Source organism: Mucilaginibacter sp. P4_C11 (genome assembly GCF_056402115.1).
In genome coordinates, this window is sequence record NZ_JBFUIA010000026.1 from 18,254 (window position 1) to 32,166 (window position 13,913).

11 protein-coding genes are annotated in these 13,913 nt (G+C 43.7%); 7 read left to right on the plus strand and 4 right to left on the minus strand.

Going from position 1 to position 13,913, the window contains the following annotated elements; all coding sequences use genetic code 11:
• Positions 1 to 17: 17 nt before the first annotated feature.
• Positions 18 to 2,435: a TonB-dependent receptor domain-containing protein gene (locus AC1DU2_RS21825; RefSeq protein ID WP_477386839.1), complete on the plus strand. Its 2,418-nt coding sequence runs from the start codon at positions 18 to 20 to the stop codon at positions 2,433 to 2,435.
• Positions 2,435 to 3,598 carry a PepSY-associated TM helix domain-containing protein gene (locus AC1DU2_RS21830; RefSeq protein ID WP_477386841.1) on the plus strand — a complete coding sequence of 388 codons (1,164 nt, stop codon included), beginning with the start codon at positions 2,435 to 2,437 and terminating at the stop codon, positions 3,596 to 3,598. The genes AC1DU2_RS21825 and AC1DU2_RS21830 overlap by 1 nt, the downstream gene beginning before the upstream one ends.
• Before the next feature lie 194 nt (positions 3,599 to 3,792).
• On the opposite strand, the gene AC1DU2_RS21835 is transcribed toward AC1DU2_RS21830, so the two are convergent.
• Positions 3,793 to 5,568 carry a tetratricopeptide repeat-containing sensor histidine kinase gene (locus tag AC1DU2_RS21835; protein WP_477386843.1) on the minus strand — a complete coding sequence of 592 codons (1,776 nt, stop codon included), beginning with the start codon at positions 5,566 to 5,568 and terminating at the stop codon, positions 3,793 to 3,795.
• Between the two features lie 37 nt (positions 5,569 to 5,605).
• Complete coding sequence (locus AC1DU2_RS21840; RefSeq protein ID WP_477354417.1) at positions 5,606 to 5,821, minus strand: hypothetical protein; 216 nt, start codon at positions 5,819 to 5,821, stop codon at positions 5,606 to 5,608.
• A gap of 400 nt (positions 5,822 to 6,221) precedes the next feature.
• Here AC1DU2_RS21840 and AC1DU2_RS21845 point away from each other — a divergent pair, with 400 nt between their 5' ends.
• The 4 genes from AC1DU2_RS21845 (at position 6,222) to cfa (ending at position 9,762) form a co-directional block, all read left to right on the plus strand.
• Positions 6,222 to 6,962, plus strand: coding sequence for a hypothetical protein (locus AC1DU2_RS21845; protein WP_477386845.1), 741 nt, complete (start codon positions 6,222 to 6,224; stop codon positions 6,960 to 6,962).
• Positions 6,963 to 6,979: 17 nt separating this feature from the next.
• The gene (locus tag AC1DU2_RS21850; protein ID WP_477386847.1) at positions 6,980 to 7,786 is read left to right on the plus strand and encodes a hypothetical protein; all 807 of its coding nucleotides are present in this window, start codon (positions 6,980 to 6,982) and stop codon (positions 7,784 to 7,786) included.
• A gap of 76 nt (positions 7,787 to 7,862) precedes the next feature.
• Positions 7,863 to 8,570, plus strand: a complete 708-nt coding sequence (locus AC1DU2_RS21855) for a hypothetical protein (RefSeq protein WP_477386849.1) — start codon at positions 7,863 to 7,865, stop codon at positions 8,568 to 8,570.
• A 76-nt stretch (positions 8,571 to 8,646) separates the two neighbouring features.
• The gene (gene cfa / locus AC1DU2_RS21860) at positions 8,647 to 9,762 is read left to right on the plus strand and encodes a cyclopropane fatty acyl phospholipid synthase (protein WP_477354429.1); all 1,116 of its coding nucleotides are present in this window, start codon (positions 8,647 to 8,649) and stop codon (positions 9,760 to 9,762) included.
• An 85-nt stretch (positions 9,763 to 9,847) separates the two neighbouring features.
• Here cfa and AC1DU2_RS21865 read toward each other — a convergent pair whose 3' ends face one another.
• On the minus strand, positions 9,848 to 11,626 hold the full coding sequence (locus AC1DU2_RS21865) for a cellulase family glycosylhydrolase (RefSeq protein WP_477386851.1): 1,779 nt from the start codon (positions 11,624 to 11,626) through the stop codon (positions 9,848 to 9,850).
• 122 nt (positions 11,627 to 11,748) lie between these two features.
• Positions 11,749 to 13,161 carry a glycoside hydrolase family 30 protein gene (locus tag AC1DU2_RS21870; RefSeq protein ID WP_477386853.1) on the minus strand — a complete coding sequence of 471 codons (1,413 nt, stop codon included), beginning with the start codon at positions 13,159 to 13,161 and terminating at the stop codon, positions 11,749 to 11,751.
• A 309-nt stretch (positions 13,162 to 13,470) separates the two neighbouring features.
• Between AC1DU2_RS21870 and AC1DU2_RS21875 the strand changes: the two genes are divergently transcribed.
• Positions 13,471 to 13,845, plus strand: coding sequence for a response regulator (locus AC1DU2_RS21875; RefSeq protein ID WP_477354438.1), 375 nt, complete (start codon positions 13,471 to 13,473; stop codon positions 13,843 to 13,845).
• Positions 13,846 to 13,913: the final 68 nt, after the last annotated feature.

Consider the following 13,913-nt stretch of genomic DNA (forward strand, 5'->3'; position numbering starts at 1 on the left):
AATTAGTCTAAATAAAAATGAATCAACTCCAACCCCACATTTACAAACTATTTTCTATTGTTCTTTTACCTGTCCTGTTACTTTTAATGGTTACAACGGCATTTGCTCAGCAAAATCGGGGAACCGTTAGCGGGCACGTGGTTACCAATACCAATAAGCCGGCCGACAATGTTTCGGTGATGTTAAAGGGCACCAAATATGGCGCTGTTACTAATGACGATGGCGATTTTAGCTTTAGGGCGCCGCAGGGCAAATACATACTGGTGGTTTCGCAGGTTGGCAGCCAAAGCCAGGAGGCTGCCGTTGAGGTTATTGCCGGCAAAACTATTGTTATGCCGCAGTTCACCGTATCTGACGCTACCCACGGTTTACAGGAAGTAAATATCAATGCCAACAAAACCAATAAGTTTAAACGCAACAAAAGCGTTGATGTATCTAAAATGCCTTTGAACAACCTGGAAAACGCTTCGGTTTACAATAGTATCAGCAGCCAGTTATTACAGGAGCAACAGGTATTTTCGGTTGATGACGCCATACGTAACGCACCGGGAATTCAAAAAATGTGGGAGGCAACCGGCCGCGGTGGCGATGGTGGCGCTTATTATGCCAGTCGCGGTTTTGTGGTACAATCTGCATTGCGCAACGGCATTGCCGGTAATGTTACCAGCCAGATTGATGCATCCAATATCGATCGTATCGAGATTATAAAAGGCCCATCGGCCACTTTGTTCGGCAGCAGTCTTACATCATACGGAGGACTAATTAACCGCGTAACCAAAAAGCCCTATGACTCATTTGGCGGCGAAGTATCTACGTCGGTTGGTAACTTTGATTTTCAGCGTGTAAGTGCCGATATTAACACGCCGCTTGACGCTCAAAAAAAAGTATTATTCCGTTTAAATACAGCCTATAACCACGAGGGCAGTTTTCAAAACACTGGCTTTAACCGCACCATAGCTGTGGCGCCAAGCCTGGTTTATAACGCTACTGATAGGTTAAGTATCGCGGTAGATGCAGAGTTGTTTTACGGAAAAAGCATTGGTAAGCCCATTTTCTTTTTTCCGTATGGTGTAACCATTGCCCAGCTTGGGCACAATCGGGCTGATGAACTTCCTATCGATTACAAGCAATCATACATGGGGAATGATTTAACGGAAACATCAAGAAGCACCAATTTTTATGGCGAAGTAAAATATAAGATCTCCAATTCATGGACCTCGCGTACCAACATCGCATCAACCCATAGTTACTCTGATGGTTTTGGCCCTTACTATTACCTGCTCCCCGGCGATTCTGTTTCCCGCAATGATCAGTCGACCCGCAAAAGCAAGGATGATATGATCGAAATTCAGCAAAATTTTAATGGCGATTTCAAGATTGGTAAATTCCGGAACCGGTTTGTGGGCGGGCTCGACTTTTTCAGGGATAACTCCAACCAGTACTTCTTCGGCAGCACTTTGGATACCGTATCATTAAAAGGAAACCAAAATTACAGCAACTTTAATAAAGCCGCTATGGATGCCATGTATGCTACCGGCACCTATGGCTTTACCTACCCGGCCATCTATATCCGTAACACCTACAGTGCATACGTATCTGACGTATTTAACATTACCGATCAGTTACTTGCATCGGCAGCCCTGCGGGTAGATCGTTTTGTTAATATCGGCAATTACGATCCTACTACCAAAACAAGGTATGGCGCTTACCAGCAAACCGCTTTCTCGCCAAAATTTGGCCTGGTTTACCAGCCCGTGAAAGATCATGTGTCCTTGTTTGCCAATTACCAAAACAGTTTCCGTAACCAAACAGGTATTACCGAAGATAATAAGCCACTTAAACCCGAGCATGCCAATCAAATTGAAGGCGGTGTTAAGCTGGATTTGTTTGAGGGTAAGCTAAGCAGCACCATCAGCTATTACGATATTAAAGTTAAAGATATCACCCGCCCATCGGCTACGCCAAACCGGGTTATCCAGGATGGCACCCAGTTGAGCAAAGGCATCGAGGCCGAGGTGATTGCCAACCCAATTGCCGGCCTGAACGCTGTATTAGGCTTCTCGTACAACGATTCTAAGTACGATGCTACCACCAATGCCGATGTGGCCAACCGTCGCCCGGGAACAGCGTCTTCGCCATACCTGGCCAATTTTTGGGTAAGTTATCGTTTACAAAAAGGCGCTGTTAAAGGTTTAGGATTTGGATTTGGCGGCAACTACGCCAGCGATAACAAAATTATTAACAGCGTAAGCCAGGGTGTATTTACTTTGCCGGCATACACCATTTTTAATGCCTCTGCTTTTTACGACCTGAAAAACTACCGGATAGGCGCTAAAATGGATAACCTGACCAATCAAAAATACTGGATAGGTTATACCACTGTTAACCCGCAAAAATTAAGAAACTACGCCCTTACATTTACCTATAAATTTTAATGATGACCTTTAAAAAAGGCATACTATTTGCGCACCGCTGGCTTGGTTTTATAGCCGGGCTGGTGGTGTTTATTGTGAGTATTACCGGCTGTATATTTTGTTTCCAGGACGAGATCCAGGATACTGCTCACCATTATCGCCATGTAGATAACCTGTATAAGCCTTACCTGCCACCATCTGTACTAAAGGCCGAAGGTTTAAAAGGATACCCCGGCGCCACCGCCAGCTATATATATTATTACGGGGCCGACAGGCCGGCCGGCGTATTGGTGAATTTGCCGAAAGATAAGGGGATGTTGTATGTATACCTGAACCCTTATACCGGCAAGGTTACCCACACCGAAAACCCGATGCACAATTTTTTTATAATTATTGAATACATTCATTTGTACCTGTTATTGCCACCCAAAATAGGTGGCCTGGTAGTGGGGATATCGGTTATTATATTTGTGGTGCTCATGATAACGGGCATCATCCTGTGGTGGCCTAAACGTAAAACCGATCGCAAGCGAAGCTTCACCATAAAATGGAACGGCCGCTGGCGCAGGGTAAATTACGACTTACATAATGTATTAGGTTTTTATGCCACCGGCGTTGCCCTGATTTTAGCTATAACAGGTTTATCTATAGCTTTTGACTGGGTGAGAGAAGGCATATATACCACAGCCAACCTTGGCAAGGCCTATCCCCAGGAAAAAGCAGTATTAAAATCAGATACGCTTTTAAAGGGCAAAACCAATACCCGCTTTGTGATTGATAAAGCTTTTGAAGCAGCACAGGCAGGATCGCCCGGGGCCGAAATGTTTTTATTGTTTGATGATGCGTCTGCTTCGGGAACTATCGGCGTAAGCGCCTACGCGCAAAGCCTGCATTATTATAAAAGTGATGAGTATGCTTTTGAAAAGTATACCGGCAAAATGCTCAAAAAAACCAGCCACGCCCAAAAAAGCCCCGGCATGAAAATGAATAACATGAATTACGATTTGCACGTTGGCCAGGTGCTGGGCCTAACAGGTAAAATCATTGCCTTTTTAGCCAGCCTTACCTGTGCTTCGCTGCCCATAACCGGGTTTATCATTTGGCTGGGCAAGCGTAAAAAGGGCAAGTCAAAAAAAGGAAAAGAGGTGGCGCACAGGCGGGTGGTGAAACAGATGGGCATTTAATATATCGTGGTGTTAAGTCAACAGTACTAAGTCGTAAGTCTAAAGTTGATTTTTTCTTCTTTGACTTGAAACTTAAGACTTTGGGCTAAAGACTATCCGCCAATTTATCGATGACTCGACAGCAGCACAATGTTAATATGTTATTTTCCTGGCTTCGAAACTAAAACTAACTACTGACCACTAACCGCTCCCGATTACAACTTACCGGTAACCGGCACATATACCGATACCAGCGTACCCCTGCCAACCTGCGAATCCAGCTCGACTTTGCCTTTCAAAAAGTTAATGCGCGAGCGCAGGTTGTTCAGGCCCATGCCACTATAAGCTTCAGGCTTGGCAGCATCAAAGCCCAGTCCGTTATCTTCAATAGTAAGGCTGATGTTTGTCTCGTCCCTTATCAGCGAGATATCCAACCGGCTTGCATTAGCGTGTTTCATTACATTGTTCACGCTTTCCTGTAAAACCCGGTACAAAATAATTTCGATGGTATCATCAAACGGGGCATCAAAGCCTTTGCTGTAAAAATTTATGGCGATGGTATCGTTTTCAATATTCTCAATAAAGTGTTTAATCACCTGTGCAAGGCCTGTTTTATGAAGTGCCCATGGCATCATGTTATGCGATATGGTGCGCACCTCCCTAAAACCATAGTCAACCAGGTTTATGGCCTTTTCAAATCGCTTTCGCTGGTCATCGCTTACAAAAGGCAGTTCGCCGCCAATAACCGTTAAGTTAATTTTTGCTGCCGACATGGTTTGGCTTACACTATCATGCAAATCCTGTGCAATGCGCCTGCGCTCACTTTCTTCGGTTTCAATAATAGCCTGCATGGCCGCGTTGCGTTGCTTTAGCTGCGCCTGCTTATAAAAAACAAAAACTATCAAAAGCATCAGCAATACAAAAACAATAATGCCTATCATCCAGTAGTTGCGTTTGGTTATTTCAAACTGCTGTTTCAGCAATTGGTCTTCCCGCTGTGTTATTTCGTACTTGGTTTGCAGTTCATCAATAGTTTTTGAGTTTTTGGCAGTACTTAATATGGCATGCTTTTTTAAGTAGAAAAGCGACTGTTTGTAATCGCCCATCTGTCCATACAAATCGGCTATCTCGTTAACAGCACTGTTTTGCATGTCGGTATAATTTATTTGCGTGGCGTATTGCAAACAACTTTGCAAAGCATCCAGCGCCTGCGGATACATCCGTTTGCTTTTGTATAACTGCCCCAGGTTAAAATAATTAATGGTAAGCGCCAGGGTATCGTTCAATGCTTTTTTTGTTTCTATCGTTTTTAAAATGTCGGGCGCCTGGATATTCTTCTGTTTCATGCTGCCCAAAACATCTCCCATAAAATTATGGCTATAAGCTTCGGAGGTATTTTCCTTTGCCTTTTTTACAAAATCAAGCGAGTCGCCGATATCAAAAGATTGCCTGTAAAAAGTTAGCGCCTCCTGGTAGTTTTGCCTGGCTTCATACAGTTGGCCAAGCCCGTGCAAGGCCAACATCAATGTTTGCCGGGTGCCGGTTTTGGGTGCCAGGTCTATCGCCGCATTGTAAAGGGTAATGGCCTTCTCGTAGCTTTTTTGCCTGCCATACACTTCTGCCAGCTCTATATAGTCATCGGCCAAAACGTGCTGTTGATTTATGGAGCCGAGTGCTTGCGCCGCCTTATCGTAATAATGAGCTGTAGAATCATAATTGCCTTTTAAAAAATAAATTGCACCCATGCTTCTGAGCATTAAACCGGTTATTTTTTTATCATGAAGCTTCATGGCAAGGTTTAGTCCTATCCGGGCAACAGGCAAAGTTTCGTCTGTATTCTTCGCGGTTATATAACCTACAGTTTTTTTGGCGGCGGTTAAGCGCGTTTGGGCCGGCGATGTACCAACTACTATTTTTTTTAAGCTATCAATATTCTGACCGGAACACGGAAGGATAATTGAAAAAAACAAAAGCAAAAACAAGTATTTCATATCCGGGTGTATGGCCCCAGTTAAAGATAGCAATTTATCAGCTTTGAAAAAAAAACTCCGATTGTATAACAATTATTAGCAATGCTGATAGTATGGCCAATACCGAAAACAATGTTTGCCTTTGCTTTGCGCCCTGGATATCCGGAATTTTACCGGTACCCTGTAATTTGTTGAATTTTAGTTTGTAAACACGCGACAACACCACAAAAACAACCGGGGTACAATAAGCTAAGTATTCTAAAATGGTTGTCATATCCTTTAATTTTAAGTGAAACAAATTGGTTTTTAAGCAGTCAATAAATGCATCCTGCTGTTGCCTGCTATATTTATTGAGCTTTGCATACCACAATTTTATGGAGTATTAAAAAGACACGCAATACAAAGCGATTGGTATTTTTTGCAGGGCCGATAAAGTGTAGATTTACAAATAATTAGTACAATAAAAACAAAAGCGGCGCAGGCGGCTTGCCGGGCACAGTACCGGAAGCATTTGTTAATGCTGATTTAAGTACTAATAAATTAAAAAACGCTAACTTTAATCTGGATGGTTTTGCAGGGTGCAAACCAATAAAAGGACAACAAATAACATTATATAATTCGGCAATCAATCATTCTATAACAGGGCCTCGCCTTTGTAAATAAGACAATCATTAATGGAAACATACCTGATCAAAAAAATAAGAAAAATCAAAGCTGCCGTTAAAATGCTGGTGGCCCTGGTTTTTACTATTATAACCACTGCCTGCTGCCTTAACCGGGCAATAGCCCAAAGCAGAGCCAATCAGTCCGATTGGAATGTACCGCCGCCTGTGCCACCGCCCTTGCATCCCGGTACCCAGGTAAAGGGGAGCACCAATGGCAAGCCTCCGTTGGATAAACCCGTTTCGCTTAGCCTGAGCGATATTCCGCCGGTTGCATTGCCGCCGGCACCTCCTGTACAAATGCCGGTTTTGGCTGCTATTTCAACAACGTCGCCGGTGGTAAATACCCCCGACCAGCCAACAATATTGGGTATTGGCACCAACCTGCCCGAAATTCCCATGCCCGGCGCACCCGAAACCCCGGCCTTACCAAAACAATCCCTGCGCGATTTACCGGTTACATCTATTCCTGAATTGCCGATACCCGCATCGCCTGAATTACCCACCTTACCTGCCGAGCCGGCACCATCGGGCCAGCCCGCGCCTGCAAACGTGTTAATGCCTGCTATGCCCGAGGTGCTTAACCCGGTTACACCCAACCTGCCCGCAAACAGCGGCGGATTAGAGCCGTGGCCCAGCCCGGGGATTCCTGAAAACGCCAATTTTAAGCTGATAACAACAGCCGTAAAAGAGAGCAGGGCAGGCAGCACCAAAGGCACAAAAAAAGTTAAATCTAAATCAGTTATAAAATAAAACAGGATGGCTTAGCAATGGGCCATATAGTAATCATGGTATATTTAAAATACATATTTATTATAACGCTAACATTTATTGGCAGTGTAACCTGTGCGCAAATTAGATTTAAAGCAGGCGATGAATTTCAACGGCAGGTGATCACCAAATCAAATTGTGTTTTACAACGGGGAGGGCAAACGCTGCATGTAGGCTCGGTTTCAAACATTGTTAAAACATACAAAGTAACAGATGCAACCGAAAAGGGCGCTTCTGTTACCATCACAACCGATAAATTGATTGATACGGTAAATGCAATGGACCAAAACCTGGTGTACAACTCGGCCAAACCAGGCGATCCGAATTCAATCATTCACGCCGGCTTACAAAAAATAGTGAATACCCGGCCGGTGGTTTCTGTAAATCATAAAGGCGAAGTATTGAATTTAAAACGCCCGGTATTGGTAGATGATACGCTATTGTCGTTCACCGGCATCCAGCCCGAACGTTTGTTGCCAGGCAGCACCCTGCAGTTTATGGTCGATTTCCCGGTAAACCCAACACTAAAAAAAGGCTATACATGGACGGATGCCTCCAAAGCTGCCGAAACCAGTTATACTATTTACGCGGTAAGCGGGCGCACCACAACTATAACCTACAAAACATCTGTTTTGGGCGGCAATTTAAATAGCCGCATTAACGGGTCGATATTGATAGACAACCTCACGGGGATTATTTTAAAACGCTACTCGCAAAGCGTTTCTACCGGGTACGAAATGGTAAACGGCGTTGTTTATACCGCCACCCGCCGGACGGCTATTACCGAGGTGAGTGTTAAAAAGTAAAAGTATCTATATGCTTGGTCGCCTATTCTTAGTGTTTATGCTTTTCAGCTGCTCTTCCTGTTACTCCCAGGAAAATATGGGATTAATCAAAAACTGGCACAGTTATCCAGTTCAAACCAAAGATGATTCAATCGTAAAATACAATTATTCGCCTAAGGAATGGACTGTTTCCATAAAAAACGGCGAAGTATTCGTTGCCGAAAAAAAGGAAAACGGAACTATTGGCAACCTGCCATTCAAGGTACAGGTTAACGAAGAAGATAAAATTAACGCAATTGGTGATGTTTGCTATCTGAAAGTTGATGATGGCTTTTTAGTTGGATTCAATCGTGGCGAATGGGGCGGTAGCCTTTACTGGTTTGCAACCGATGGTAAAAAGCATTACAAAATATCTAATGACGAGGTGGTACAGTTCATTCAAAGAGATAGCCACAATTACGCCATACAGGGCCTTTATCATATGGGGTTATCGGAAGGTAGCATCATAAGTATCGAAAAGAAAAACGGCAAATGGAAAGCAAGTTCCTATTTGGCATTACCTAAGGCACCCGAGGCCATTACGTTGGATAACCTCGGCAACTTCTATATTGCAACATCAAATAGCATCTTGAAAATTGATAAAATCCCACAAAAATACACCCTAATTGAAGATGGGATTTGGGCATATGGCCTTTACGTTAACTCGATTGTGGCAAAAGATGATGTATTATATATAGGTATGCATGGAGCTGTATATAAATATGATGTGAAAGATGGTAAACAGGCCTGGCTACTAAATTATTGAGCGATGCCGGCATGGGCAACCTTGCGTTAATGTCAGAAAAAAGATATCTTCACCCCAAAACTTAAAATACTACCGTATGAGTTCGTCAAAAGAAATTTTTGAAAAAATGTTTGCCGGGGGCGATATAAAAATAAACGGTGATAACCCCTGGGATATAAAGGTAAATGATGAAAGAACCTATGACAGATTGCTTAGCGATGGAATGATAGGCTTTGGCGAATCGTACATGGATGGCTGGTGGGAATGCCCTGCCTTAGATGAGTTTTTTTACAGAATGATGTATTACCGGATTGATAAATTAATCCCCAAAAACTTTAATACCGTAAAATTCGCGCTTAAAGCCAAATACCTGAACATGCAAACCAAGACAAAGTCTAAAAAGGTTGCGCATATGCATTATAATATCGGCAATGATCTTTACAGGGGCATGTTGGATAAGCGCATGATATATACCTGCGGTTATTGGAAAACGGCCCAAACACTTGATGAAGCACAGGAAGCTAAGCTCGACCTGGTGTGCCGGAAGCTGAAACTGGAACCAGGAATGCGCATGTTGGATTTAGGGTGCGGATGGGGAGGTTTAGCTAAATTTGCAGCCGAAAGATATGGTGTAAGCGTGGTTGGCGTTAATATTTCTGAAGAGCAGGTTAACCTGGCCCGCGAGGCCACTAAAGGCTTACCTGTCGAGATCAGGTTAATGGATTACCGGGATATAAATGAAAAGTTTGACCGCGTTGCCAGCGTTGGCTTAATGGAGCACGTTGGTTACAAAAATTACCGCAGTTTAATGGAAGTGGCCGCCCGCTGTATGGATGACGATGGTATTTTCCTGTTACATACCATAGGCGGCAATTTTTCGCAAACAAAAACTGACCCCTGGATAGATAAATATATTTTCCCTAACGGTATGTTGCCATCGCCGCCGCAAATTAGTACTGCGGCCATGGGCCTGTTTACTTTAGAAGATTGGCATAACTTTGGCGTTTACTATGACCGCACCTGTATGGAATGGCTGCACAACTTTAAACGGACCTGGCCGGAGATAAAGGATAAATACGGCGATACCTTTTACCGTATGTGGGAGTTTTACCTTAATGGCTGCGCGGCATCATTCAGGGCGCGCAAAAACCACTTATGGCAGGTAGTATACAGAAAATCAAAAAGCTTAGGATTGTATGAACCGGTAAGGTAGTATTGTATACAGCTATCAGATATAAAGCAAAAAGCGGGGCTATTTTTTGAACGAATAACCCCGCTTTTTCATTTGTAAGGGCCTTTTATTTCCCTTTATCAAACTTCATCCAGTGCAGGTTAAAGCCGCCCATATCTGCATAAACCCTCACTTTATTGCTACCAGCTTTTAGCTTAATGTTTTTTAGTTCGATGACCAGCCATTTTTTAAAGCCTCCGGTGGCGGGGATATCGATAGCCTGTTTAATTCCTTTAACATCAAGGGTTATTTTGCCATCATTGGCAGCGGCGGCAACTTTCAGTTTAACGCTGTAGATGCCGGGTGCTGCTGCTTTAAGGGTGTATTGCAGCCATTCGCCTTTTTCAATATCGGTTACATAGTAGCTGTTGTACGCTGCAGAATCTTTGGCTATATCTACCCCATCGTTACGGTACATGTGGCCATTGTTGCCTTTGCCGTATTTACCGGTTGATACGTGGTAATCGGCAGTATCGGTATCAAGGTAGGCGTAACCGTTGCGGCCCAGGTCATAATCTACCGCGTTGATAATGGTTCCGTTAGTAATCTTATTTGCCTTAAACGGTTTTGTTGCGATTGTATGAGGCTGCCTGAAAATGGCATCTATCACATCATGATGAATAATGGCGTTTTCCAGTTTGGCGTAAGTGGCCATCTCTAAAGTGCCGCTGTAAACATTACTTTCCTTCGGCTTGTTACGGCCAGTGTTCAGGTAATTGGTAACATCATCATAGTTTGGGTTGGATGGTATCTCGATAGGATTATTATTACCCATCTTTTTTAGCGGCCAAAGCGCCCAGCCAATGTTATTTTTCTCTAACAGGCCAATGGCCTCGGTTAGCCACACGTTGGAGTTTTCGCCCGTTTCGCCAAGCCATACGGGCATATTGTACTGGTCGCGGGTTTTTATAATGTGCTCTACCGATTTTTGGTCGTTATAGTTCCAGTATTTGTGAAAGCTAAGCACCATATTTTTATCCCAGGCAGGCAAAATGCCGTTGTAGTTGTTGCCCCAGCCATTACCTTCAATAATAATAATGTGTTTTTTATCAACCTGGCGTATAGCCGTGGTAATATCAATCATCAGTTTTCTTAGCGGGGCGTTGGTTTTTTCCTTCAGGCCGTTCCTGTCATTCGCCGGGTCATCAAAACCAAAGTTGGGTTCGTTAATAATATCATAACCGCCTATGTTAGGTTCGTTTTTATACCTGTCGGCCAGTTTATGCCAAAGGGCAATCATTTTTTGCTTATTGGCCTCACTATCCCATAGCGATGGATTATCGGTATTCCTGTCGGATATGTTCAGGTCGTTACCCTGGCCGCCCGGCGTGGCATGCAAATCAAGTATCAGGTACATGTGGTTGGCCTTACACCAGGCCAGCAGGTCGTCGGTCATTTTAAAACCTTTGTCTATCCAGGTGTTTTTACCGGCAACAGGCTCCTTTTCGATTGGGAGTGTATACAGGTTATAATGCATGGGCAGCCTAACCGAGTTAAAGCCCCACCGGTGCATCGAATCCACATCAATTTTGCGGGTGTTATTGGCCAGCCAGGTATCGTAAAACTCTTTGGTTTCTGCCGGGCCCATCAGCTCCTCCAGCCGCTCGCGGATGCGGTACTGGCGGCTATCTTTGGTTACATGCAACATATAGCCCTCCTGCAACATCCAGCCCCCAAGGCCCATGCCGCGCAACAGTACGTTTTTACCTTTTTCGTCGGTTATTTTTTTGCCATCAGACTTTAAAAAGCCTTGTTGCGCCTGGCTTTGTACCGATATAAAAGAAGCCGCGGCCAATACCAACAGGCCCTTGCAAGAAAATATATTTTTAACGGATTTTGTTAACATGTTATTAGCGATTATTATAAACGTTTATTTTAAGAGAGTCAAGAATTAAGAATCAAGAAAAAAAAGTAGCAGACCTTTTTGCGCTTATCTTAATTCTTTACTCTTAATTCTTGATTCTAATTTTACCAGGTATAAGTACCAACAGACCCTTTATCCAAATGAGCGGCAAGCGTTTTGCCTGCGTAGCTGATATCAAAATCCTGTGCGGCTTCGCTGGTATTGGCCACAATTAAAACCTTTTTGCCGTCGGGCGTTTTAAAAGCCACGTTTGGCAATTTATCCAGGTTATTTGATGCTATGCGTACCGAACCCGGCCTTACAAATTTTGATGCATGCGCAATGGTATAATAAGCTACGTTTTTTTTCACCTCGTTTTTATTGATGGTAACCGCGCCCTGGCATGATGGGCATCCTCCCCTATCGGTATAAGGTTTATAATCCTGGTCGGCGGCCAGGTTCCATTCCAGTACGTTGCGGCTCCAGTTGCGGGTTGCGCCAATAATCAGGTGCTTTAACGGCCACCTCATATCAATGGTCGATTCGTTTTCGGGTTCAACCACCATCTGTTCGGTAAAGTAAACGTTCTTTTCGGGGTGGGCGTTGTGTACGGTACTTAGGGCGCTGATATCGCCGCCATATAAGTGAAAACCCGAGCCATCAATATACTTGGCGGCCTCCTTATCATTTAATATCGAAATTGGGTAATCGGGCCGGTCGCAGTTATGATCGTACAAAATAATTTTTGTTTTGATGCCGGCTGCCTTAAAGGCGGGGCCTAAGTTACTTTTGATAAAAGCGCCTTCATCAGGGGCAACCAGCAGTAAGCTGGGGTTATTGCCGGGGTGTAAAGGCTCGTTTTGTATGGTAATGGCATCTATGTTTATACCCTGAGCTTTCATCCCCTGTATGTATTTTACAAGGTACCTGGCGTAGGTTCCCCAATATTCGGGTTTTAGCCTGCCACCGCGGGTATCGTTGTTGGTTTTCATCCATGCCGGGGGCGACCATGGCGAACCCAATATTTTTATTGAAGGGTTTATGGCCAGTATCTGTTTCATCACCGGTATTACGTCCTGCTTATCGGGGCCAAGGTCAAAATGCTTTAATGTTGGGTCGGTTTGGCCGGCGGGCATGTCATCGTACGAGAAAACTTTTTCATTTAAATCTGATGCGCCTATGCTCAACCGCAAATAACTTACACCAATGTTGTTGTCATTAACGGCAAACAGGTTTTTTAACAGCGCGGCGCGGCTATCGGCATTCATGCGGATGATGTGCATGGCGCTGCCACCGGTAAGCGCGAAGCCGAAACCATCAATGGGCTGGTAGGTTTGCTTATCATCCACCGTAATGGTAATTTCATTGGGCTTGCCCCCTGCTTTAAACTCCAGCGCTTCTTTTTGTTTAGCAAACAATGCCGACCTATCGGCCTTGGTAAGCCAAAGGCTGGCCGCTGTTGTTTTTTGGGCTGATGCTATGGTAGCAGTACACATCAGCGCTGCCGCCGATAAAAACGAAATGACATGTTTATTCATCAAACAAATATTTAACGGGTTATACATAATCCAAAACAGGTTTTGAAAAGGCCGGAAGGCAATTGGTTGAGTAAATTTATTATTGTTTTTGAGATATAACCGCATAAATTATTAAGTAACCAACAATTTACGTGTATTAGTTACACAAAGGTGCCGGATAGTATGGATGCCCGGGCCTGACCGCCATTAAACTGACCGGATTATACCCCCGAAAAAGCGCCTTACAACGGGCAGGAGTCGCATTTAATTAGAAGCTAAATTTATTTGCTTTTATTAAAAATAAAGTATATTTTCACTTGCACTATCCACATGAGAGACCCGAATAAAAAGATCATCATTTTTGATGATGACGAAGACATCCTTTCTATATGCAGTTATATTTTAGAAGAGCAAGGCTGGGAGGTTTTTACTTTCACTGATTGCAATAATATAACCGAAAAAGTATCGCGCGTTTTACCGGATGTTATACTCATGGATAACTGGATTCCTGATGCCGGCGGCATTATTGCCACCCAAACATTAAAAAAATCGGAAGAGTTAAAAAACATCCCGGTAATTTACTTTTCGGCCAATAGCGATATCCAGATCCTGGCCAGCAATGCCGGCGCCCAAACCTACCTGGCCAAACCGTTTGACCTGGAAGAATTGGAAAAAGTTATCAGCAAGGTGCTGATTAGTGAATAAACATTAAATTTTATTCTACATTATATAACAAGGCCCCATCTGTTTAGGATAGGGCCTTGCTAGTTTAT

Coding starts and splice junctions, on each gene's coding strand:
- AC1DU2_RS21855 (WP_477386849.1), top strand. CDS start 7,863: ATGGGATTAATCAAAAACTGGCACAGTTATCCAGTTCAAACCAAAGAT.
- AC1DU2_RS21870 (WP_477386853.1), bottom strand. CDS start 13,161: ATGAATAAACATGTCATTTCGTTTTTATCGGCGGCAGCGCTGATGTGT.
- AC1DU2_RS21825 (WP_477386839.1), top strand. CDS start 18: ATGAATCAACTCCAACCCCACATTTACAAACTATTTTCTATTGTTCTT.
- AC1DU2_RS21865 (WP_477386851.1), bottom strand. CDS start 11,626: ATGTTAACAAAATCCGTTAAAAATATATTTTCTTGCAAGGGCCTGTTG.
- AC1DU2_RS21845 (WP_477386845.1), top strand. CDS start 6,222: ATGGAAACATACCTGATCAAAAAAATAAGAAAAATCAAAGCTGCCGTT.
- cfa (WP_477354429.1), top strand. CDS start 8,647: ATGAGTTCGTCAAAAGAAATTTTTGAAAAAATGTTTGCCGGGGGCGAT.
- AC1DU2_RS21875 (WP_477354438.1), top strand. CDS start 13,471: ATGAGAGACCCGAATAAAAAGATCATCATTTTTGATGATGACGAAGAC.
- AC1DU2_RS21835 (WP_477386843.1), bottom strand. CDS start 5,568: ATGAAATACTTGTTTTTGCTTTTGTTTTTTTCAATTATCCTTCCGTGT.
- AC1DU2_RS21850 (WP_477386847.1), top strand. CDS start 6,980: ATGGGCCATATAGTAATCATGGTATATTTAAAATACATATTTATTATA.
- AC1DU2_RS21840 (WP_477354417.1), bottom strand. CDS start 5,821: ATGACAACCATTTTAGAATACTTAGCTTATTGTACCCCGGTTGTTTTT.
- AC1DU2_RS21830 (WP_477386841.1), top strand. CDS start 2,435: ATGATGACCTTTAAAAAAGGCATACTATTTGCGCACCGCTGGCTTGGT.